General features: G+C 72.7%; 21 protein-coding genes. 10 read left to right on the forward strand and 11 right to left on the reverse strand.

Going from position 1 to position 20,394, the window contains the following annotated elements; genetic code table 11:
• Positions 1 to 6: 6 nt before the first annotated feature.
• Entirely contained in the window at positions 7 to 486 is a 480-nt protein-coding gene (locus AB0K10_RS19040; RefSeq protein ID WP_363685101.1) for a MarR family winged helix-turn-helix transcriptional regulator, read from the reverse strand.
• Positions 487 to 568: 82 nt separating this feature from the next.
• Between AB0K10_RS19040 and AB0K10_RS19045 the strand changes: the two genes are divergently transcribed.
• On the forward strand, positions 569 to 1,213 hold the full coding sequence (locus AB0K10_RS19045) for an NAD(P)H-dependent oxidoreductase (protein ID WP_363685103.1): 645 nt from the start codon (positions 569 to 571) through the stop codon (positions 1,211 to 1,213).
• Positions 1,214 to 1,285: 72 nt separating this feature from the next.
• Here AB0K10_RS19045 and AB0K10_RS19050 read toward each other — a convergent pair whose 3' ends face one another.
• The 3 genes from AB0K10_RS19050 to AB0K10_RS19060 form a co-directional block, all read right to left on the reverse strand.
• The gene (locus AB0K10_RS19050; RefSeq protein ID WP_266248570.1) at positions 1,286 to 2,320 is read right to left on the reverse strand and encodes a 2-oxoacid:ferredoxin oxidoreductase subunit beta; all 1,035 of its coding nucleotides are present in this window, start codon (positions 2,318 to 2,320) and stop codon (positions 1,286 to 1,288) included.
• Positions 2,313 to 4,160, reverse strand: coding sequence for a 2-oxoacid:acceptor oxidoreductase subunit alpha (locus tag AB0K10_RS19055; protein ID WP_363685105.1), 1,848 nt, complete (start codon positions 4,158 to 4,160; stop codon positions 2,313 to 2,315). The genes AB0K10_RS19050 and AB0K10_RS19055 overlap by 8 nt, the downstream gene beginning before the upstream one ends.
• A gap of 287 nt (positions 4,161 to 4,447) precedes the next feature.
• Positions 4,448 to 5,887 (reverse strand): hypothetical protein, encoded by a 1,440-nt coding sequence (locus tag AB0K10_RS19060; protein ID WP_363685107.1) that lies wholly within the window; start codon positions 5,885 to 5,887, stop codon positions 4,448 to 4,450.
• 128 nt (positions 5,888 to 6,015) lie between these two features.
• On the opposite strand from AB0K10_RS19060, the gene ndhC reads away from it, so the two are divergent.
• Complete coding sequence (gene ndhC / locus AB0K10_RS19065) at positions 6,016 to 6,393, forward strand: NADH-quinone oxidoreductase subunit A (protein WP_363685109.1); 378 nt, start codon at positions 6,016 to 6,018, stop codon at positions 6,391 to 6,393.
• Positions 6,394 to 6,460: 67 nt separating this feature from the next.
• Here the strand turns inward: ndhC and folP are convergent, their stop codons facing one another.
• Positions 6,461 to 7,330 (reverse strand): dihydropteroate synthase, encoded by an 870-nt coding sequence (gene folP, locus AB0K10_RS19070; protein ID WP_363685111.1) that lies wholly within the window; start codon positions 7,328 to 7,330, stop codon positions 6,461 to 6,463.
• 151 nt (positions 7,331 to 7,481) lie between these two features.
• Between folP and AB0K10_RS19075 the strand changes: the two genes are divergently transcribed.
• The 4 genes from AB0K10_RS19075 (at position 7,482) to AB0K10_RS19090 (ending at position 9,923) form a co-directional block, all read left to right on the forward strand.
• A complete protein-coding gene (locus tag AB0K10_RS19075) occupies positions 7,482 to 8,144 on the forward strand; it encodes a DivIVA domain-containing protein (protein ID WP_363685113.1) in 663 nt (220 codons plus the stop codon).
• A complete protein-coding gene (locus AB0K10_RS19080; RefSeq protein WP_363685115.1) occupies positions 8,141 to 8,638 on the forward strand; it encodes an SRPBCC family protein in 498 nt (165 codons plus the stop codon). The genes AB0K10_RS19075 and AB0K10_RS19080 overlap by 4 nt, the downstream gene beginning before the upstream one ends.
• A gap of 66 nt (positions 8,639 to 8,704) precedes the next feature.
• Positions 8,705 to 9,274 (forward strand): DNA-3-methyladenine glycosylase I, encoded by a 570-nt coding sequence (locus AB0K10_RS19085; RefSeq protein ID WP_363685117.1) that lies wholly within the window; start codon positions 8,705 to 8,707, stop codon positions 9,272 to 9,274.
• A gap of 25 nt (positions 9,275 to 9,299) precedes the next feature.
• Positions 9,300 to 9,923: a hypothetical protein gene (locus tag AB0K10_RS19090; RefSeq protein ID WP_363685119.1), complete on the forward strand. Its 624-nt coding sequence runs from the start codon at positions 9,300 to 9,302 to the stop codon at positions 9,921 to 9,923.
• On the opposite strand, the gene AB0K10_RS19095 is transcribed toward AB0K10_RS19090, so the two are convergent.
• The 4 genes from AB0K10_RS19095 to AB0K10_RS19110 are packed head-to-tail and all read right to left on the reverse strand — an operon-like array spanning position 9,920 to position 14,150.
• Positions 9,920 to 11,161: a DUF1501 domain-containing protein gene (locus tag AB0K10_RS19095; protein ID WP_363685121.1), complete on the reverse strand. Its 1,242-nt coding sequence runs from the start codon at positions 11,159 to 11,161 to the stop codon at positions 9,920 to 9,922. The two genes, AB0K10_RS19090 and AB0K10_RS19095, sit on opposite strands and share 4 nt — an antisense overlap.
• Before the next feature lie 16 nt (positions 11,162 to 11,177).
• A complete protein-coding gene (locus AB0K10_RS19100; protein ID WP_363685123.1) occupies positions 11,178 to 12,476 on the reverse strand; it encodes a DUF1800 domain-containing protein in 1,299 nt (432 codons plus the stop codon).
• Between the two features lie 59 nt (positions 12,477 to 12,535).
• Positions 12,536 to 13,327, reverse strand: coding sequence for an enoyl-CoA hydratase-related protein (locus AB0K10_RS19105; protein ID WP_363685125.1), 792 nt, complete (start codon positions 13,325 to 13,327; stop codon positions 12,536 to 12,538).
• 4 nt (positions 13,328 to 13,331) lie between these two features.
• Positions 13,332 to 14,150, reverse strand: coding sequence for a PaaX family transcriptional regulator C-terminal domain-containing protein (locus AB0K10_RS19110; protein WP_363685127.1), 819 nt, complete (start codon positions 14,148 to 14,150; stop codon positions 13,332 to 13,334).
• Between the two features lie 190 nt (positions 14,151 to 14,340).
• On the opposite strand from AB0K10_RS19110, the gene AB0K10_RS19115 reads away from it, so the two are divergent.
• Together AB0K10_RS19115 and AB0K10_RS19120 are read left to right on the forward strand one after the other, a co-directional pair.
• Complete coding sequence (locus AB0K10_RS19115; RefSeq protein ID WP_007455245.1) at positions 14,341 to 14,508, forward strand: DUF3117 domain-containing protein; 168 nt, start codon at positions 14,341 to 14,343, stop codon at positions 14,506 to 14,508.
• A gap of 148 nt (positions 14,509 to 14,656) precedes the next feature.
• Positions 14,657 to 16,132, forward strand: coding sequence for a leucyl aminopeptidase family protein (locus tag AB0K10_RS19120; RefSeq protein ID WP_363685129.1), 1,476 nt, complete (start codon positions 14,657 to 14,659; stop codon positions 16,130 to 16,132).
• Positions 16,133 to 16,135: 3 nt separating this feature from the next.
• Here the strand turns inward: AB0K10_RS19120 and AB0K10_RS19125 are convergent, their stop codons facing one another.
• Complete coding sequence (locus AB0K10_RS19125) at positions 16,136 to 16,723, reverse strand: O-methyltransferase (RefSeq protein ID WP_363685131.1); 588 nt, start codon at positions 16,721 to 16,723, stop codon at positions 16,136 to 16,138.
• A gap of 376 nt (positions 16,724 to 17,099) precedes the next feature.
• Between AB0K10_RS19125 and AB0K10_RS19130 the strand changes: the two genes are divergently transcribed.
• On the forward strand, positions 17,100 to 18,350 hold the full coding sequence (locus AB0K10_RS19130) for a trypsin-like peptidase domain-containing protein (protein WP_363685133.1): 1,251 nt from the start codon (positions 17,100 to 17,102) through the stop codon (positions 18,348 to 18,350).
• Between the two features lie 76 nt (positions 18,351 to 18,426).
• A complete protein-coding gene (locus AB0K10_RS19135) occupies positions 18,427 to 18,849 on the forward strand; it encodes a preprotein translocase subunit TatB (RefSeq protein ID WP_363685135.1) in 423 nt (140 codons plus the stop codon).
• Between the two features lie 362 nt (positions 18,850 to 19,211).
• Here the strand turns inward: AB0K10_RS19135 and AB0K10_RS19140 are convergent, their stop codons facing one another.
• Positions 19,212 to 20,360: an Mrp/NBP35 family ATP-binding protein gene (locus AB0K10_RS19140; protein ID WP_363685137.1), complete on the reverse strand. Its 1,149-nt coding sequence runs from the start codon at positions 20,358 to 20,360 to the stop codon at positions 19,212 to 19,214.
• Positions 20,361 to 20,394: the final 34 nt, after the last annotated feature.

The raw sequence follows: 20,394 nt of genomic DNA on the forward strand, positions 1-20,394 counted from the left end.
CGCGCGTCAGCAGGCGTCGGGTTCCTCGATGAGCGCCTCGGTGCAGCTGATCGGTGTCGTGGTGGCGGCGCGCCGGAGCAGCTCGTAGAGCGTCTCCCTCTCGGCGGGCTTCAACGCCCCCAACACCTCGTCCTCGGCACCCGCGAGGGCGCATTCCGCCTCTTTGAGGCGTTTCGCCCCATCTTCGGTGAGTTCGACGACATGTCGTCGACGGTCCTGGGGTGACCGCCGCCGCTCGACCAGATCCTTCGCTTCGAGGTCGTTGAGCAGCCCGACGATGTTGGTGCTGTCCATCTCGAGGGTGCTGGCGAGCGCCTGCTGACTGGTGCCCCCGCCCGCGCGCAGCACCGTGAGCGCGACCAGATGCCGGGGCCGCAGGCCCAGCGGTGCCAGCACCGACTCGGCCCGCAGTCGCATCCGCCGGGCCAGGTGATCCAGCAGGGCACCGGAGCGGTGCTCCGAGGGATCCAGCGGCAGGGCGGACATGTGACCCAGTCTACCGACGCGTCGGAACATCTGCCTGCTATAAATAGTTGACGCCACACAGACGATCCTTGGAGGAGGAATCATGAACCTGTTGCATATCGATTCGAGCATCCGGGGCGACTGGTCGGTCAGCCGGCAACTCACCGCCCGCGCCGCCGCCGCCTGGCGCGCGGCACACCCCGACGGCACGGTGACCTACCGTGATCTGGGCGCCGAGCCGCTGCCGCACCTGGACTCGCACGGCGGGCTGGCGCGGATGACGCCTCCGGACCAGCACACCCCGGCCCAGCGCGAGTCCTGGGAACTCAGCCTGCGACTCGTCGACGAGGTGAAGCAGGCCGACGTGGTGCTGCTCGGCCTGCCGCTCTACAACTACGGCGCCCCCAGCAGCGTCAAGTCCTGGGTCGACCACCTGGTCGTCGCCGGTGTCACCTACGACCCGACGACGCAGGAGGGTCTGCTCGGCGGCCGCGAGTTCGTGGTGCTGGCCACCCGGGGCGGCGGCTACGGCGAGGGCACCCCGCGCCACGGCTGGGACCACGCCGAGCAGTGGCTCCCGCACGGCCTGTCGATGACCGGCCTTGAGCCGCGCTTCATCAGCACCGAGCTGACCCTGGCACCCTCGGTGCCGGCGATGTCTGAGTTGATCCCGCTGCACGAGGCGAGCCTCGCGGCAACCGAGAAGGAGATCGACAACCTCTGGACCCCCGCCTCCGCCCAGCGCTGAAGCAGCACCGGTACGACGAGAGCGGCCGCCCCCGGGTATCGGGGACGGCCGCTGTCGTTCAGATCGGACAGGTCAGAGGATCGTCCAGGTGTCGCCGCTGCCCAGCAGGCCGGCGAGCTGCTGCTCGGGGGTCTCGGTGACCGTCGCCCTGGCGGCCGCGAGCTGATCCTGGACCACGCTGTCGTAGGACGGCCGGTCCACCGACCGGAACACCCCGATCGGGGTGTTGCGCAGGTCCAGGCCGGGCAGCCGGGACAGCGCGAACGCGTACGCCGGGTCGGTGACCGTCGCGTCGTGCACGACGATCTCCTCCGGGCGGACCGAGCTGGTCTCCCGAACCTCCAGGCCGAACGCGCCAGGCGGGTGCACCACGCAGAACTGCCCGTCGGCGCCGAAGGTGATCGGCTGCCCGTGCTCCAGGCGGATCAGGTAGTCGTCCCGGGTGGACGGGTCCTTGAGCTGCTCGAACGCCCCGTCGTTGAAGATGTTGCAGTTCTGGTAGATCTCCACGAAGGCCGAGCCCTCGTGCTCCGCGGCGGCCCGCAGCACGGACTGCAGGTGCTTGCGGTCGGAGTCGATGGTGCGACCGACGAAGCTGGCCTCCGCGCCGAGAGCGAGCGAGAGCGGATTGAACGGCGCGTCGGCCGAGCCGGCCGGCGTCGACTTGGTGACCTTGCCGACCTCGGACGTCGGCGAGTACTGACCCTTGGTCAGGCCGTAGATCCGGTTGTTGAACAGCAGGATCTTGAGGTTGACGTTGCGCCGCAGCGCGTGGATCAGGTGGTTGCCGCCGATGGACAGCGCGTCGCCGTCACCGGTGACCACCCAGACCGACAGGTCCGGCCGGGACACCGACAGGCCGGTGGCGATCGCCGGGGCGCGGCCGTGGATCGAGTGCATCCCGTACGTGTTCATGTAGTACGGGAAACGCGACGAGCAGCCGATCCCGGAGACGAACACCGTCCGCTCGCGGGGGATGTTCAACTCCGGCATGAACTGCTGGATGGCCGCCAGGATCGCGTAGTCACCGCACCCGGGGCACCAGCGCACCTCCTGGTCGGACTTGAAGTCCTTGGCGGTGAGCTTGAGGGCGACAGGCTCAGACATTCTTCAGGACCTCTTCCAGCGTCGTCTCCAGCTCGGCGGCCGTGAACGGCAGACCGCGGACCTGGTTGTAGCTGATCGCGTCGACCAGGTAGCGGGCCCGGATGACGTGGGCCAGCTGGCCCAGGTTCATCTCCGGGATGACCACCTTGTCGTAGGAGCGCAGCACCTCGCCGAGGTTGGCCGGCATCGGGGCGAGGTGCCGCAGGTGCGCCTGGGCGATGGACAGCCCACGCTGGCGCACTCCGCGGCAGGCCGCGCCGATCGGGCCGTACGTCGAGCCCCAGCCCAGCACCAGCACCCGGGCGTCGCCGTCCGGGTCCTCCACCTCGATGTCCGGCACCGGAATCGTCTCGATGCGGGCGGCCCGGGTACGCACCATGAAGTCATGGTTCGCCGGGTCGTACGAGATGTCGCCGGTCTTGTCGGCCTTCTCCAGGCCGCCGATCCGGTGCTCCAGCCCCGCCGTGCCGGGGATCGCCCACGGCCGGGCCAGGGTCTCCGGATCGCGCAGGTAGGGCAGGAAGGTGGTGCCGTCGTCGCCGTTGGGCTCGGTGGCGAACTCCACCCGCAGGTCGGGCAGCGACTCGACGTCGGGCAGCAGCCACGGCTCGGAGCCGTTCGCCACGTAGTTGTCCGACAGCAGGATCACCGGCGTGCGGTAGGTAAGCGCGATCCGGGCCGCCTCCAACGCCGCGAAGAAGCAGTCCGACGGTGACTTCGGCGCGATCACCGCGACCGGCGCCTCGCCGTGCCGCCCGTAGAGCGCCATGTTGAGGTCGGCCTGCTCGGTCTTGGTCGGCATACCGGTCGACGGGCCGGCCCGCTGCACGTCCACGATCACCAGCGGTAGCTCCAACGCCACCGCAAGGGAGATCGTCTCGCTCTTGAGCGCCACACCCGGACCGGACGTGGTGGTCACGCCCAGAGCCCCGCCGTACGACGCGCCCAGCGCGGCTCCGACCGCGGCGATCTCGTCCTCGGCCTGCATGGTCAGCACACCGAAGCGCTTGTGCTTGCTCAGCTCGTGCAGGATGTCCGACGCCGGCGTGATCGGGTAAGCCCCGAGGAAGACCGGCAGCCCGGAGCGGACCCCGGCGGCGACCAGGCCGAGCGACAGCGCGGCGTTGCCGGTGATGTTGCGGTAGGTGCCCGGCTGCATCTTGGCCGGCTTGACCTCGTACCGGACCGCGAAGTCCTCGGTGGTCTCGCCGAAGTTCCAGCCGGCCTTGAAGGCGGCCACGTTCGCGGCGACCAGCTCGGGACGGGCGGCGAACTTGCGCTCCAGGAAGCGCAGGGTCGACTCGTACGGTCGCGAGTACATCCAGGAGAGCAGGCCGAGGGCGAACATGTTCTTCGACCGCTCGGCGTCCTTCTTGGACACCTCGTACGTGGCGAGCGCCCCGACAGTCATCGAGGTCAGCGCCACCGGGTGCACGACGTAGCCGGCCAGCGAGTCGTCGTCGAGCGGACTGGTCTGGTAGCCGACCTTGGCCAGGTTTCGCCTGGTGAACTCGTCGGTGTTGACGATGATGTCCGCGCCGCGCGGCAGGTCGGCAAGGTTGGCCTTGAGCGCGGCCGGGTTCATCGCCACCAGCACGTTCGGCGCGTCGCCCGGCGTGAGGATGTCGTAGTCGGCGAAGTGCACCTGGAAGCTCGACACGCCGGGCAGGGTGCCGGCGGGAGCCCGGATCTCGGCGGGGAAGTTCGGCAGCGTGGAGATGTCGTTGCCGAGCTGCGCCGTCTCCGAGGTGAACCGGTCGCCTGTCAACTGCATGCCGTCGCCGGAGTCGCCGGCGAACCGGATGACCACCCGGTCGAGTTGACGGATCTGCTTGGTCACTGTGCCACCTTCGTTCGCGACTGCGGGACCTCGCCCTGCCCGGCCACGGGACCTCCTTGACGCAACGTTCCACCGCACCGCCCCAGGCTGGCCCGGTCCGCTGTCGTTCCTCAGTGAGAGCCTACGTCGAACGGACCCCCGACCCTCCCCGGAGGTCCGCCGACTGAGACCCGATCAACGTAAGATTTGCCCGGCATTGCGGGGTTTCGCCCCGCCCGCCGTAATTCAGATCACCGTCACCGGCTGGCCCGCGACCCCGACCGGTGACGGCCAGGGTCGTCGATCGGTCAGTCGGCGGGCGGAGCCGCGGGCTCGGCCGCCGACCCGCCGAACCGGCGGCGCAGCGAGGTGGTCGCCAGCGTGAGGGCAAGCACCACCAGCAGCGCGGAGACCGCGATCAGGATGACCGCGGTGCGCTGCACCGAGGTCATGCCGCCGTCGTCGTCGGTGGTGGCGCCCGCCGGGAGTACGCCCTGGGAGCCGGTCGGCGCGGGCGGCGAGACGACGGGTGTCGCCAGCGCGGCCGCCGCGGTGATGCGGAAGCTCATCTGCACCCGCCGGGTCGCGCCGTTGCGCGGGTCGAGCTGACCGATCACCGCCCCGGACAGCGGCGCCTCCCGCTGGGCCTGGGCGGTCGCCTCCACCGGCAGCCGCAGCTCGCGGGTCTCGCCGGCCGCCAGCAGGCCCGCGTCGCACCGGGTGCGGGACGCCTCGACCACGACGCAACCCACCGGTGGGGTCGGCACGCTCACCCCGGCCGGCAGGATCACCTCCACCAGGCCGGCGGCGTCCACCGTGCCGGTGTTGACCAGCCGCACCGCGAGGGTGCTCGCCGCGCCGCTGATGTCGAACGCGACCTCGTCGGCGGCCAGTGCGATCCCGGGTACCGGCGGGCCGGGCGGAAACAGCACCGCGAAGCCCTGGTCGTCGGCCGCCTCGCCGGGCATCCCCGGCGCGTCCGCGACGACCTGCACGGAGCCGCTGATCGGCATCCGCTCCCAGGCGTCGCCCGCGACCCGCAGCCGTACCACGCTGCTGAACCGGACGCCCGCCTCGGCCGTCCAGGCCCCGCAGCGGTACGCGCCACCGCCCGCGGCGACGCACCCCTTCGTCCCGGCGTCACTCAGCCCGGCCGGCAGGGTGTACGAGAGTCGCACCCGCTGCGCGACGGTGCCCGTGTTCGCCACGGTGACCCGCAGCGTGGTGGTGGTGCTGGCCGCGTTCCAGTACGCCTCGGGCAGGGTGACGTCCTCGGTGGTCACCTGCACGCCGAGCGGACTGGGCGCCGGCGCCTGCGTGCCACCCGGCGCGGGCGGCCGTACCGGGGGAGCCGGCGGCCCCAGCGTCGGCGGCCGGGTGCTGCCGGCCGGAGCGGGAGCGGTGGTGGTCGGCGCCGGTGGCACGTTCGGCGGGGTGGTCTGCGGAGGCGGCGTCGTCTCCGGTGGCGGCGCGGTGGTCTCCGGGGCCGGGTGGGTCGGCACGGGATCGCCGCCCGGATCCTCGGTCGGGGTGGGCTCCTCCGCCGGGGAGGTCTCCGGGTCCGGATCGGGGTCGGGCGCCGACTCCGTCACGGCGGCGATCGGGTGGGTACGCGGCACCGCGGCACTGGCGAGGGCCGGAGCGCCGACGAGCGCCGCGAGCAGCCCGAGCGTGAGCGAGGTCGCCAGCAGGGGCGCGGGACGCCGCCCCGCAGCCCGGCGATCGGGCGATACCTTCACGCGGGCCATCTGTCCTCCGGTGCCATGGGTGGAAGTCCAATGTTCGTTAACAGTTGCCTGGGAGCACTAGTCCCGCCCGGAAACAAATCCGTAACGTGTTTGGGACGGCCTGTCCGGGCGGGCGGTAGGCTCCCGACGTGGACGGTTACCTGGGCTCGTACGCGACGCTCGGGCTCTTGCTGCTCGTCAGTGTCCTGTTCTTTGTGACGGCGTTCTCGGCCAACCGGGTGTTACGTCCCGCCCGTCCGGCCGACCCGTTCGGCAAGCGGACCAGCTACGAGTGCGGGCTCGACCCGGTCGGCGCGGACTGGGCGCAGATGCAGATCCGCTACTACGTCTACGCCTACCTGTACGTGCTGTTCGCGGTCGAGGCGGTGTTCCTCTTCCCGTGGGCGGTGGTCTTCGATCGGCCGGGCTTCGGCCTGGTCACGGTGGTGGAGATGGCGGTGTTCGTGGCGGTGCTCGCCCTCGGCATCCTCTACGCCTGGCGTAGGAACATCCTGCGCTGGACCTGAGCGCCGCGACCTCCGGCGTTCGTGCCGCTCTGCCTGCCGTTCACGTCGGTTACCGCGACCGGACGACTCAGGCCAGACCTCGTCGGGTCGCCGTCGGCGGGCGGTCGCCGCGGATCGAGGCGACCATGTCCAGCACCCGACGGGTGGGCCCCACCTGGTGGGCCCGGAACACCCGAGCGCCCAACCAGGCGGAGACCGCCGTCGCGGCGAGGGTGCCCTCCAGCCGCTCGGCCACCGGCAGGTCTAGCGTCTCGCCGACGAAGTCCTTGTTGGAGAGCGCCACCAGCACCGGCCACCCGGTAGCGGTCAGCTCGTCCAGCCGCCGAGTGATCTCCAGGGAGTGCCTGGTGTTCTTGCCGAAGTCGTGCGCCGGGTCGATGAGGATCCCGTCGGGGCGTACCCCCGCCGCCACCGCGCGCTCGGCGAGCCCGGTCACCGTCGCGACCACGTCGGTGACCACGTCGTCGAAGGCGGCCCGGTGCGGCCTGGTCCGGGGGACCAGCCCGCCTGCGTGCGAGCAGACCAGGCCGGCGCCGCTGCTCGCCGCGACCCGGGCGAGCGCCGGGTCGACGCCCGACCAGGTGTCGTTGAGCAGGTCCGCGCCGGCCGCCACGGCCTCCGTCGCGACCTCGGCGCGCCAGGTGTCGATGGAGATGACCACCTCCGGGAACGCGGCCCGTACGGCGGCGATGGTGTCCACCGTCCGCCGGATCTCCTCTGCCACGTCCACGTCGACGCCCGGCCCCGCCTTGACCCCGCCGATGTCGATGATCGCCGCGCCCTCGTCGACCGCCCGCTCGACGGCGCGCAGCGCGCTGTCGGCGGCGAAGGTCGCGCCCCGGTCGAAGAACGAGTCCGGTGTGCGGTTGACGATGGCCATCACCACCAGCTCACCCGGGGCGAACGTCCGCCCACCAAGCCGAAGTGCCCCGGCCATGACGCCTCCCGACTGTCCGCACCGTCGCCGCCGCTCCGGCCGCCACCGACGCTAGCCGGTCGGTCGGCCGGTCCGTTGGTCGGGCGCGGGCGTCGATGGTGATCGGGGTGGTGGGGTCGCTCCCAGCCGGCTGTCGTGCCACGATCAGTGCATGGGTCAGCTTCTGCTCCTCCTGGTCGTGGCATTGACTGTCGCGGCGGTGGTTTTCGGCGTGACGGTGTTGGTCAGTGGCCGCGATCCCGGGCTCACGCCGACCGAACCGGATTCGCAGGCCATCCCGCTTCCGGGCACCCGGCCACTGCGGGAATCCGATGTGGGCGCGGTCCGTTTCGACACCGGGTTGCGCGGGTACCGGATGGCGCAGGTCGACCAGGCGATGCGTCGTGCCGCCTACGACATCGGCTACAAGTCGGAGCTCATCAACGTGTTGGAGGCGGAGGTCGTCGCGTTGCGCGAGGGTCGCACCGACGATGCGGACGTGCTGCGCCAGGCCCGGGAGCAGGCCGCCGGGGCGGTGCCGGGCCCGACCACGGCGGAGCCGGCCGCGGCAGCGGTGCCGGTCGACGCGGGTACGGCAGCGGCCGGGGCGGACGCCCTGCCCACCGCCACCTCCTCGGCTGCCGACTCGGACGGCGTGGCCCCGGCCGACAGTGAGCCGACCGACGACGAGCCGACCGCCGGTGAGCCGGCCTCCCGCACGCCGGCCGCTGAGGAGCCGACCGACCGCACGCCGGCCGACGACGAGCCGGCACAGGACGAGCCGGCCGGCGGTGCCGGACAGCACGGCACGGTGGTCCGGTCGGAGTCGGTGTGACCGGCCCGGAGGGCGCTGATGATCTTCGGGAGGCGGCCCAACCCGGCGCCGGTGAGGTGACCGCCACGGTCATTGTGAACGCCCCGGCGGCCCGGGTCTTCGCCGCGTTGCTCGCCTGGGAACGGCAGTCGGACTGGATCCCGTTCACCCGGGTCCGGGTCGTCGAGGGCGATGGGCGCGAGGGCAGCCGGATCGAGGCGGTGACCGCGCTCGGCCGGGCGACACTGCGCGACGAGATGCGGGTGGTCCGGGTCGACGAGCCGTACGAGATCGGCGTGGTGCACCACGGTCAGGTGCTGCGTGGCCCCGGTGTCCTGCGCTGCACCCAACTCGGTGAGACCCGCACACAGGTCGTCTGGCACGAGTGGTTCCACCTGCCGGGCGGCCGGGCCGGTCGGCTGGCGTGGCCGGTGCTCTGGCCCGGCTCCAAGCTGGGCCTCACCCAGGCGCTCAAGAGGTTCGGCCGTCTGGTCGAGCAGGGCCGACTGCCCTGACCGTGCCGACCGCCGGGTAGGCCCGAGCGTGCGGGGCTGTCGGTGCGATGGCCTAGCGTGTGCGACGTGAGTGACCTGGTGATCGGTGCCGACGGGCTGGCCCGCTGCGCCTGGGGGGCGAGCACCCCCGACTACGCCGTCTACCACGACACCGAGTGGGGGCGGCCGCTGCGCGGCGACGACGCGCTCTACGAGCGGATGACCCTGGAGGCGTTCCAGTCCGGCCTGTCCTGGCTGACCATTCTGCGCAAACGCCCGGCGTTCCGGCTGGCCTTCGACGAGTTCCACATCGCCACCGTGGCCGGCTACGGCGACGCCGACGTGACCAGGCTGCTCGCCGACGCCGGCATCGTCCGCAACCGGGCCAAGATCGAGGCGGCGATCGCCAACGCCCGCGCCGCGCTGGAGCTGCCCGACGGGCTGTCCGCGCTGCTGTGGTCGTTCGCGCCGGAGCGCCGGCCGGCCCGCCCCGCCTCGTTCGCCGAGCTGGCGCCGATCACCGGAGAGTCGACGGCCATGGCCAAGGCACTCAAGAAGCGCGGCTTCCGATTCGTCGGCCCGACCACCGCGTACGCCCTCATGCAGGCCACCGGGATGGTCGACGATCACATCGTCGGCTGTCACGTCACCCGCTGACCGGCGTCGTGATGGGATGGCAGGCATGACGACCGAGACCGCGTACCGGGCCGGTGCGGCCGGCCACGCCGACGGGCAGGGCACCTGGGCGGTGCTGCTGCCGGCCGAGCGTTACGAGGCCGAGCGGCTCGTGCATCACGACACCCTGGAGCTGACCGGGCTGACCGACGTCGGCCGCCCCGGCCACGGTGACCGGGTGGCGGTGCTGGCCGACGCGCCGCCGCGACTGGTGGCCCTCGGGCGGGTCACCGCGCCGTCGCGGCGGCATTCCGAGGACCCGGACGATCCGCAGTCCGACGTCGAGCCGGGGACGCTCGTCGTGACGTACACCCGGCGGGCCTTCGACGAACCGGTGCCTACCGACCTGCTCACCCTCGACGGGCCGGTCACCGCACTGGAACCGGCCGCCTTCCGGGCGCTGGCCGACCAGCTCGGCCCGCCTCCGGCGCGGCGCACCTGGCTGGTGAGCCTCGACCTGCCGATCGAGGCCGGCACACCCGCCGAGGCGGTACGCCTGTTCTGGTCGTACGTGCAGGAGCTGGGGCCGCGCGAGCTGCCCGCCTTCGTCTCACCGGCCGGCGACGAGCTGGCCATGCAGGCGTTCGTGCTGGGCGCGGCGGCCAACCAGGACCCGGAAGAGGACGACTAGAACAGCTTGTCGAGTCGTCCCCGCCAGTCGGCCAGCACCGGGCCCGGGTCGGTGTCCAACACCCGCTCCAGCAGCGTGGCGTAGACGTCCCGGAAGTCGGTGGTGTATTTCAGGTCGCCGTCGTCGAGGTCGGTGAGGCTGGGCGCGTCCCCGTGCCAGCCGCCGCGCACCCCCGCGCCGAGCAGCAGCATGTCGGAGGCGGTGCCGTGGTCGGTGCCGTCCGAGGCATTGGCCCGGACCCGGCGGCCGAACTCGGAGTAGACCGCCACCACCACCTTCCGGCCCGCCTCGCTGCGACTCATCCGATCGGCGAACCCGGTCAACGCCCGGTCCAGCTGGCCCAGCAGAACGGCCTGCAACTGCTTCTCGTCGGCATGCGTGTCGAAGCCGCCCAGCGATACCGAGAAGACCCGGGTGGACACTTCCGCCTCCACGCACTGCGCGACCAGGTCCAGCTGCGCGTCCAGCGGGGTTCGCGCCCCGCCGGTGGCCGTCGCCGGGGCCTGCTCACCGTCCGGGTCGTCCGCCTCCGTGGCTGCGGAGTCGCGTACCTGGCGGATCATCTCGTCCACCGACCGCAGGTCGGCGAAGCAGGCGGCGGCGCGTCCCCGGGCGGCCGACTCGCCCGCCTCGGCGGCGGCGAACGCGGTGAGCGTCTCCGCCGGCAGGCCCTTGGCGGCCTTGCGGTCGGTCACCGGCACGGCGGCGCCCGCGCTGTGCGCCCCGGCCAGCAGTGGCGGCAGCGCCGGCTCGAACGAGACCGCCAGCCGGGGGTCGCCGCCCGCCCCGTCCAGCCAGCGGCCGAGCCAGCCGGTGTTGCCCGGCCGGTCCGGTTGCGCGGTGTGCCAGATGTCCATCGACCGGAAGTGGCTGCGATCCGGCTTCGGGTAGCCGATCCCGCGCACGATCGCCAGCCCGCCACTCGACCAGCGCTGGTGCAGTCCGGCCAGCGCCGGGTTGAGGGCGAAGTCGTCGTCCAGCCGCCGCACCTCGCCGTCGGGGTACGCCAGCTCGGGGCGGGCCGCCCGGTAGGCCGGGTCGCCGTACGGGATGACTGTGTTCAGGCCGTCGTTGCCGCCGTACAGGGTGACCAGCACCAGCGTGCGCGACTGCGGGTCCCGGTCTCCGGCGGTGTCCAACAGGTCCCGCAGGCCGTACGCGCCGGCGCCGGCGGCCAACGCGCCCGCGCCGACCACCCCGCTGGTGAGCAGGAACCTGCGTCGGGTCAGGGCGTCCATTTCTCGACTCCTCCGCTCAGCTGACTGTGTACTCGGGGCTGACCAGGCCGGCGGCCAGCAGCTTCCGTGGCTCGCCGGCCAACGGTGCGAGGGCGGCCCGGGTGCGGGCGCCCCAGCCGTCGACGACAAGCAGTCGGGCCAGGGCATCCGGTCGGCCGGCGGCGGGCGCGGCGCTCAGCCGGGCCAGCACCGCCGGGGTGGCCGCGGCGGCGAGCATCCCGGCCATCCGGAGCCGGGCCTGCAACGAGGAGGTGGTCAGCCACGCGGCGCCGGCCGGCCAGCCGCCCACGCTGGGCGGCCGTAGCGGCACCTGGTCCAGCGCGTTCAGGCCGGAGAGCAGTTGCTTGCGCTGCTGCTCCGGCAGCGCGGACGGCCGGACGCCGAGCTGTCGCAGCGCGCCGACCAGCCACTCCACCGGCTGCTTCACGAGGGTTCCCCGGGTCTGGGGGAAGGCCGGCGACGAGAACAGCGTGCGCAGGGTCGCCACGGTGTCCGCGCCGGCCAGGCCGTCCGGCGCCGGGACGTCGGTGCCCGCGTAGCGGAACCAGAGCCGCCCGGCCACGAACGTCGCCGCCGCCGGTTGGGCGGCCAGCAGTCCGGCGTACGCCTCGGCGTCGAAGCGGCCGGTCTGCCCCAGGATCGTCTTCTCCCCGGGGTCGTGCCGCTTGGCCTCGAAGCGGGCGACGCCGGAGCGCCGGTCCACAGTCCAGCCGGTCAACGCCCGCGCGCCGGCCTTCACGTCGGCCTCCGTGTAGGCGCCGATGCCGAGGGTGAACAGCTCCATCAGCTCGCGCGCCAGGTTCTCGTTCGGCGCCTTGCGGGTGTTCTTCTGCCCGTCCAGCCAGACGATCAGAGCCGGGTCGCGCACCATCGCGGCGACCAGCGGGGTCAGCGGCCCGCGCCCGTGGCGGCGCAGCGCGTCCAACTGGCCCAGCATCATCCGCGCCGACTTGACCTTCTGCGCGCTTGTGGCCCAGTGCCCGTGCCAGAAGAAGAGCAACTTCTCGGTCAGCCCGTCCTCGGCGGCGACCATCCGGTCCAGCCACCAGAGGGTCACCTGCTGGAGCTGCTCCTTGCGCTGGGCGTTGGCCTTCTGGCGCTGCTCGCGGGTGGATTCCTTGGTCAGGCCGGCGTACGGGTCGGCGGGCAGGGCCGGCGGTGGGGTGGCCGCCGCGCCCCGGTCGGCCCGAGCCGGGGCGAGCAGGTTGTCCAGGGTCGCCGCCGGCCCGGCCCGCTCGGCCGCGTCCACCTCGTCGGCGGTCGGCCCGAAGGTGGCCCGACGCAGCAGGTGCGCCACCGCTTCACGATCGCTCATGCGGTCTGACGCTAGGCGGCCCGCGTACGAGGACGGTAAGGGCGGGGTGCGAATCGCGTTCAGTGTCCCTCGAAGACCGGTTTCTGCTTGGCGACGAACGCGAGGGTGGCAGCCCGGTGGTCGGCGGTGGCGCCGCAGATCGCCTGGGCCTGCGCCTCGGCCGAGAGGGCGTCGGCGAGGGTGCCGGCGTCGGCGATGGAGAGCTGCCGCTTGATGGCTCCGTACGCGACGGTGGGGCCCGCGGCGAGCCGAGTGGCCAGCTCCTGCGCGACAGGCAGCACCTGCTCGTCGTCGTCAGTCAGCCGGGTGATCAGCCCCAGCCGGCAGGCCTCCTCGGCGCGGACCGGCTCGGCCAGCATCAGCAACTCCACGGCCTTGGCGTGGCCGACCAGCCGGGGCAGCGTCCAGGATGCGCCGGTGTCGGCGGCCAGACCGACCTTGGCGAAGGCCATCAGGAAGCTGGTGCTCGGGCCGCCGATCCGGATGTCGGCGAGGAAGGCCAGGGAGGCCCCCGCCCCGGCGGCCATCCCGCGGACCGCGGCCACCACCGGTTTGGGCAGGTTGGCCAACCGGGCGGCGATCGGGTTGTAGTGCGCCCGCACGGTGTCCAGCGGCGGACCGGAGGAGTTGCCCAGGGTGGCCACGTGCTCGCGCAGATCCTGCCCGGCGCTGAACGCCCCACCGGCCCCGGCCAGCACGACCGCCCGGCAGGACCGGTCGGTCTCCAGCTCGGCCAGCGTGTCCCGCAGGGCCTCCTTGAGCGCCAGGTCGAGCGCGTTCATCGCCTGCGGCCGGTTCAGGGTGAGGGTGACGACGGCGTCGGTCCGGTCGACGAGCAACGGCTCGGTCACGTGTCTAACGACCCTTCTGTCGAACGATGCGGTTGCCGGCGTCGAGGCACTGCTCGACGTACCGGTCGGCGGCCGGACGCAGGCGGGCCGCGTGCCGGTCGAAGAAGCTGGCGGCGGCCGTGCCGGGCCAGCGCTCGGGGAGCAGCGCCGGGGGCAGCTGCGGGTCCCGGAACAGGAAGGTACGCCACGCGTGCACGAGCCGGAACCGGGCCGCGTACGCCTCCTCGTCGGTGCTGCGGACGGTGACCGCGCCGAGCAGCGGGCGCTGGTCGGCGACGAACCGCTCGTACGCGCGGCCGATCTCGGCCAGGTCCCAGGCTCGGCGGACGACGCCCATCGCGCCTGGGGTGCCGGAGAAGTGCGAGGCCGTGAACCGTTCGAACCGGATGCCGGCCTCGGCCAGCAGTAGGTCGACATCCTCGGCGGGCCGGGTGGCTACCCAGGTCTGCTCGTCGAGGGTGCCGTAGCCGAGGAAGCTGAGGGTGGCGGCGAGTCGCTGCCGGTCCCGTCGGGAACCCGGCGCCTCGAGCACGAGCAGGTCGAACCGACCGTCCCAGGTGACCCGGCCGGTCCGGTAGATCCGGGCCGCCGCCTCGTCCAGTCGGCGGGCGGCTTTTGGTGTGATCGAATATCCCGGTCCGGAGGCCAGCCGGAGCGGGTCGAGCCAGCCTTGACGCACCATCCGGGACACGGCGGTGCGAACGGCTGGCGGTGCGATTCCCAGCGGCGCCAGTAGCTTGACCAGGGCGGCGACCGGTGCGCGGCCGCCTCTCGGTCGGAGGTGGTCGCCGTACAGGTCGAAGAGTGCCGACCGTGCCTGCATGACCGCACATTGTGACAGGCCTTCTCAAGATAAGCTAGATGCTGTTACATCAATGCTGCTCCGGTTTGGGTCCGGCGGTGTTCATCAGGGAAAATCGTCTGTCGACACCCCCGCGACAGTTGCGGGTGGTCGTGAAGAAGTGGCTGTGGGGCAACCCACCGACCCTGGTGTAGGTCTGAGGGGAGACAACATGGCGGCGATGAAGCCGCGGACGGGCGACGGTCCGCTGGAAGTCACCAAGGAGGGTCGGGGCATCGTCATGCGAGTCCCGCTGGAGGGCGGTGGCCGGCTCGTCGTCGAGATGACTCCCGACGAGGCCAACGCGCTCGGTGACGCGTTGAAGGCAGCCGCCGGCTGAGTGAGGAACGACCCGGACGGCGTACGTCGCCCGGAGCGTTTCCTGGACCCTGAGCCACCGGGATCGCCGGTGGCTCAGGGTCTTCATCGGTGTGGGCGGGCGATGCCCCGGTCCCACTCTGCGACGTTTCCTGGAGGTGCGGTTCCGCGTGCTCGCCATCCGTCCGCTCGCCGAGTCCCAGCGGCTCGATGTCCTCGTCCTGCCGGTCCGGCCCGCCGAGCCGGCGATGGAGGGCGACGCCCCGGCCGAGCTCGTGCCGACCGCCGTGGCGCTCCCGGACGGCACCGCCGAGGAGGCTGCCGCGCTGGTACCGGTCGCCCGACTGAGCGGCCGGCCCGGCGAGATCCTTACCCATCTGCGTCCCGGGCGCGGTCCCGGCCGACTGGTGCTGCTCGGCATCGGCGACGGCGGGGAGTCGTCCTGGCGGGACGCCGGCGCGGCTCTGGTCCGCGCCGCGGCAGATGAGACGCACATCACTATCGCGCTGCCCGGCGAGGTGACTCCGGCCGCGGTCCGTGGACTGACCGAGGGGCTGCTGCTCGCCTCGTACCGGTTCCGGATGACCGACGCCGACGACCCGCCCGCGCTCGACGGCGTCGACCTGCTGGTCGCCGACCCGGCCGCCCACGAGAGCACCGTCGCCACGGCGCGGACCACCGCCACGATGACCCACCTCGCCCGCGACCTCACCAACACCCCCTCCTCGGTGAAGACCCCCCAGTGGTTCGCCGACCAGGTGGCCTCCGCCTCCGCCGACCTGCCGGACCTCCGCCTGACGGTGCGTGGCCCGGCCGAGCTGGCCGCCGAGGGCTTCGGTGGGATCCTCGCCGTGGGCGGCGGCTCGGCAAGTGGCCCGCGGCTGGTCGAGATGGACTGGCATCCCGCGAACGCGCGCACCCACGTGGTGCTGATCGGCAAGGGCATCACCTTCGACACCGGCGGCCTCTCGATCAAACCCGTGCCGGCGATGAAGCTGATGCGCAAGGACATGGCCGGCGCGGCAGCGGTCGTCGCCGCCACCCTCGGCGCGGCGGCGCTGCGCCTGCCGGTCCGCGTCACCACGCTGGCCCCGCTCGCCGAGAACATGGTCAGCGGCTCGGCGTTCCGACCCGGCGACGTGATCCGGCACTACGGCGGGACGACGAGCGAGACGACCAACTCCGACGCCGAGGGCCGCCTGGTCCTCGCCGACGCGCTGGCGTACGCGGTGCGGCAGCTCAAGCCCGACCTGCTGATCGACCTGGCCACCCTCACCGGCGCCAACGCCGTGGCGCTGGGCAAGCGCACCGCAGCCCTCTACAGCGAGAACGACGACCTGGCCGCCGACCTGCTGGCCGCGATCGCGGCGGCAGGCGAGGCGGCCTGGCGGATGCCGCTGCACACCGACTACGTCGAATACCTCGGCAGCGAGATCGCCGACCTCTACAGCGCGCCCACCCAGGGCGCCGGGTCGGTGGTGGCCGCGCTCTACCTGCGTGAGTTCACCGGCGAACTCCGGGACCGCTGGCTGCACCTGGACATGTCCGCCCCGTCCTGGGCGGACGGCGACCAGGCCGAACTCACCCGCGGCGCGACGGGCTGGGGCGTCCGCTCGCTGCTGCGCTGGCTCGCCGGCCTCGACTGACGGTCAGCACTTCACGGCGGCGAGGACCCCGTGCCCGACCGGGAGCAGCGCGGGAATCCAGTGCTCCGACTCCCGGACCGCCTTGATCGTCTCGCGGACCGTCACCGTCGCCGCGTCCCGGGCCGCCGGGTCGGCGATCCGACCGTGCGCCAGCATGCCGTTGAGCGCGAGGACGCCGCCCGGGCGCAGCAGCCGCAGCGCAGCCTCCACGCAGGCGTGGAACCCGGTCGCCTCGGCATCGACGAAGACCAGGTCGTACGCCCCGTCGGCGAGCCGCGGCAGCACGTCCAGCGCACGACCGGTGATGATCCGAGTGCGGCCGGCGGCGAAGCCGGCCTCGCTGAAGATCCGGCGGGCGATCCGCTGGTGCTCCACCTCCACGTCGATGGTGGTGAGCACGCCGTCGGCGCGCATGCCACGCAGCAGCCAGACACCGCTCACGCCCGTGCCGGTGCCGATCTCCACCACCGCGCGGGCGTTGCCGGCCGCGGCCAACAGCCGCAGCGCAGCCCCTGCTCCGGGTGTGACCGCGTCGAGGCCCACCTCGTGGGCCAGGCTGCGGGCGGTGCGTAGGACGAGATCCTCGGTCACGTACGACTCGGCGAACTGCTGGGCCTGGGTCGTCGAACCGCCGGAACCGGCGACCGTGGCGATGGGGCACCTCCGGGCGGTGCGTGGTGCGGGGGCGGGTTGGCACTGTGAGCGTAGAGGCGACCGGCGGGAGGCGCAGCCGCGCCTCCGCCCCCTCGCGATCGCCGGAGGCAACCGCTGACTCCACCGCGCGCATCCGTGCAATCCTGGAAGCGGTATTCCGTCAGCCTCGACCGCGCCGAACCGTGGCCGGGCGACGCCGGCGCGGAATCCGGGGACGGACTGGGAGGGCACCGACGTGACCGACGGCTGGGATTGGCGGCGGGGCGCTGAGACTCCGGCTTCGGCTCGCCCGCCCGGGGCAGGGGTCCCGCCAGTGGGGCCGCCGACCACGCCGGGGAGCGACACCGCGCCAGCGGCCGGTGCGTCGCCCTGGTGGTCCGACGCGCTCGGCGATCCGTGGCGCGACCCGGCGGCACCCGCGGCGGTGGTGGTGCCCGGGGTGGTGGTGGCCGGGACCGAACCCGAGCCGGTCACCGACCCGGACGCGCCGAGCCGACCGACGCTGCGCCATCTGCTGCTCATCTCGGTGATCACCGCGCTGCTGGCGGGCACGCTCGGCGGCGCGTTGGGTTACGCCTTCGCGGTACGCGGCGGCGCAGCCGCCGGCACGGTGCTCGGTGCGCCTGTCGCGGACCCGCCGGCGTTGGCCCAGCGCAAGCCGGAGTCTCTGGCCGGAGTCGCCGAACGTGTCCTGCCCAGCGTGGTCACCGTCCGGGTGAGCAGCCTCGGCGGGACCAGCGAGGGTTCCGGCTTCATCGCCAGCGCCGACGGTCACGTGATCACCAACGACCACGTGGTGGCCGGCAGCAGCGGCAAGGCCTCGGTGATCTTCAACGACGGCACCTCCGCTCCGGCGACAGTGGTCGGCCAGGACCCGGAGTCCGACATCGCGGTGATCAAGGTGAACCGGACGGGGCTGCGGCCTGTGGAGTTCGGCGACTCCGACGCGCTGGCCGTCGGCGACCCGGTGCTCGCCGTCGGCTCACCCCTGTCGCTTGCCAACACGGTCACCGCCGGCATCGTGAGCGCCCTGGACCGGACGATGCAGGCCGGCGAGCCGGGTGGCCCGGTGCGCTACTACGCGGCCATCCAGACCGACGCCGCGGTCAACCACGGCAACTCGGGAGGCCCACTTGTCGACGGCGCCGGACGGGTGGTCGGGGTCAACTCCACGATCAAGTCGCTGGTGGCCGAGGGGCAGGAGGCCGGCAACATCGGGCTCGCCTTCGCCATCCCGATCAACCAGGCCAAGCGCGTCACCCAGGACATCATCGGCACCGGCAAGGCCCGTCGTACGGTCATCGGCGCCCAGGTGGGTGGCCCGGGCGCGGGCGCCAACGGGGGCGTACGGCTGGCCGCCGTGGAGCCCTCCGGGCCGGCGGCCGGGGCCGGGCTGAAGGTCGGCGACGTGATCCTGAAGCTCAACGGCCGGCCGATGACCGAGCCGACCGACCTGATCGCGCTGGTCCGCAAGTTCGCCCCGGGTTCGGTGGTGACCGTCGAGTTCCGGCGGGGGTCCACTCGACAGAACACGTCGGTGACCCTCGCCGCGGATGCCAAGTGAACAGCGCGTCACCCCCTGCCGGAAAGCCGTCCGACGTGCGTAGTCTTGCTGCTGACGCCGAGAGGAGGCCCGCGGGATGTTCGAGAACCTGAACATGTGGGAAGTCGGGGCGCTGCTGCTCCTGGCGCTGTTGATCTTTGGTGATCGGCTGCCTGCCGTGATCAACGACGGCCTGCGGATGGTGCGCAATCTGCGCGACATGGCCCGCAACGCCACCGGCGACCTCAGTCGCGAGCTGGGCACCGACATCCAGCTCGAGGATCTGCACCCGAAGGCTTTCATCCGCAAGCACCTCCTCAGCGAGGAGGACGAGGCGGCGATCCGCAAGCCGATGCAGGGCGTCTATGACAACCTGCGCGCCGACGTCAGCGGCGTGCACAACGAGCTGAAGGACGTCGCCAACGCCGTGGACCCGCGGTCGAACGGCGCCCGGCCCGGCACGGCCACCGGCTCCGCGCCGGCGCCGGCTCCCCGGGCCAGCTACGACGACGCCACCTGACCGACCCCGCGCGACCTGGCTCGCTCCGGCTCGCGCCCGCGCGGCCCTGGACTCGCGCCCGCGGCCCTGGGCTCGTCCGGGACTGCCGTCTGCCTTGATCAACTCGGTTTCCAGGAAGTCGGCCTTTCAATCGGCCCGGATGCCGCGACTTCCAGAAACCCGAGTTGACCATGCCGTGCCCGGCGTGCCCGGCGTGCCCGGCGTGCCGTGCCGGTCGTGCGGGGCTGTGCCGGTCGTGCGGGGCTGTGCCGGCCGTGCCGGGCTGTGCCGGGCTGTGCCGCGGCGGCCGGGCCGGGCCACCTACCTACACGACTCAGCCCGCCGGCCAGGAACGGCCGACGGGCTGGCGGTGTTCGGGGTGGTCAGCGCCCGGCGGGCTTCAGGCCGAGCGGCTTGCCGAGCAGCGACTCGCGACGCAGCGCCAGCCGGTCGGCGACCTTGCCGAGCGCCTGCGCGGCCGGGGACTCCGGGTCGGCCAGCACGATCGGGTTGCCGGCGTCGCCGGCCTCGCGGACCCGGGTGTCCAGCGGGATCTGACCGAGCAGCGGCACCTGCGCGCCGATGGTCCGGCTCAGCGACTCGGCGACGGCCGTGCCGCCGCCGGCGCCGAAGATCTCCATCCGCGAGCCGTCCGGCAGCTCCAGCCAGGACATGTTCTCGATGACGCCGACCACCCGCTGGTGGGTCTGCAGGGCGATCGCGCCCGCCCGTTCCGCCACCTCGGCGGCGGCGGTCTGCGGGGTGGTGACGATCAGGATCTCCGAGTTGGGCAGCAACTGGGCCAGCGAGATGGCCACGTCGCCGGTGCCCGGGGGCAGGTCGAGCAGGAGCACGTCCAGGTCGCCCCAGTAGACGTCGGCCAGGAACTGCTGCAACGCCCGGTGCAGCATCGGGCCGCGCCACACCACGGCCGCGTTGCCCGAGGTGAACATGCCGATCGAGATCACCTTCACGCCGTGCGACTGCGGCGGCATGATCATGTCTTCGACGCGTGTCGGTCGGGCCTCCGTGCCCAGCATCCGGGGCACCGAGTGGCCGTAGATGTCCGCGTCGACCACGCCCACGGAGAGCCCACGGGCGGCGAGCGCCGCCGCCAGGTTGACCGTCACGCTGGACTTGCCGACACCGCCCTTGCCGCTGGCCACCGCGTACACCCGGGTGCGCGAGCCGGGCTGGGCGAACGGGATGACCGGCTCCTCGCTGGCGCCACCCCCGCGTAGCTGCGACTGCAACGACTGCCGCTGCTCGGGGCTCATCACACCAAAGTCGATCTCCACGCCGGCCACGCCGGGCACCGCCGCCACGGCAGCGGTGATGTCCCCGCGCAGCTTGTCCTTGAGCGGGCAGCCGGCGACGGTGAGCAGCAGCTCGACCCGTACGACGCCATCGGCGTCGATCGTGGCGGACCGGACCATGCCCAGCTCGGTGATGGGCCGGCGGATCTCCGGGTCGTTGACGGTGGCCAGGGCGGCCTGGATCGCGTCCTCGACGGTGCTCACGGGTGCTGACATGACCGCAATGCTACGTCGCGGGGCATCCTCTCCG

Source organism: Micromonospora sp. NPDC049274, from assembly GCF_040678875.1.
Taxonomy (GTDB): domain Bacteria; phylum Actinomycetota; class Actinomycetes; order Mycobacteriales; family Micromonosporaceae; genus Micromonospora.

Coding starts and splice junctions, on each gene's coding strand:
- AB0K10_RS19140 (WP_363685137.1), bottom strand. CDS start 20,360: ATGTCAGCACCCGTGAGCACCGTCGAGGACGCGATCCAGGCCGCCCTG.
- AB0K10_RS19100 (WP_363685123.1), bottom strand. CDS start 12,476: ATGAGCGATCGTGAAGCGGTGGCGCACCTGCTGCGTCGGGCCACCTTC.
- AB0K10_RS19050 (WP_266248570.1), bottom strand. CDS start 2,320: ATGTCTGAGCCTGTCGCCCTCAAGCTCACCGCCAAGGACTTCAAGTCC.
- AB0K10_RS19115 (WP_007455245.1), top strand. CDS start 14,341: ATGGCGGCGATGAAGCCGCGGACGGGCGACGGTCCGCTGGAAGTCACC.
- AB0K10_RS19045 (WP_363685103.1), top strand. CDS start 569: ATGAACCTGTTGCATATCGATTCGAGCATCCGGGGCGACTGGTCGGTC.
- AB0K10_RS19110 (WP_363685127.1), bottom strand. CDS start 14,150: ATGCAGGCACGGTCGGCACTCTTCGACCTGTACGGCGACCACCTCCGA.
- AB0K10_RS19090 (WP_363685119.1), top strand. CDS start 9,300: ATGACGACCGAGACCGCGTACCGGGCCGGTGCGGCCGGCCACGCCGAC.
- folP (WP_363685111.1), bottom strand. CDS start 7,330: ATGGCCGGGGCACTTCGGCTTGGTGGGCGGACGTTCGCCCCGGGTGAG.
- AB0K10_RS19040 (WP_363685101.1), bottom strand. CDS start 486: ATGTCCGCCCTGCCGCTGGATCCCTCGGAGCACCGCTCCGGTGCCCTG.
- AB0K10_RS19135 (WP_363685135.1), top strand. CDS start 18,427: ATGTTCGAGAACCTGAACATGTGGGAAGTCGGGGCGCTGCTGCTCCTG.
- AB0K10_RS19095 (WP_363685121.1), bottom strand. CDS start 11,161: ATGGACGCCCTGACCCGACGCAGGTTCCTGCTCACCAGCGGGGTGGTC.
- AB0K10_RS19060 (WP_363685107.1), bottom strand. CDS start 5,887: ATGGCCCGCGTGAAGGTATCGCCCGATCGCCGGGCTGCGGGGCGGCGT.
- AB0K10_RS19075 (WP_363685113.1), top strand. CDS start 7,482: ATGGGTCAGCTTCTGCTCCTCCTGGTCGTGGCATTGACTGTCGCGGCG.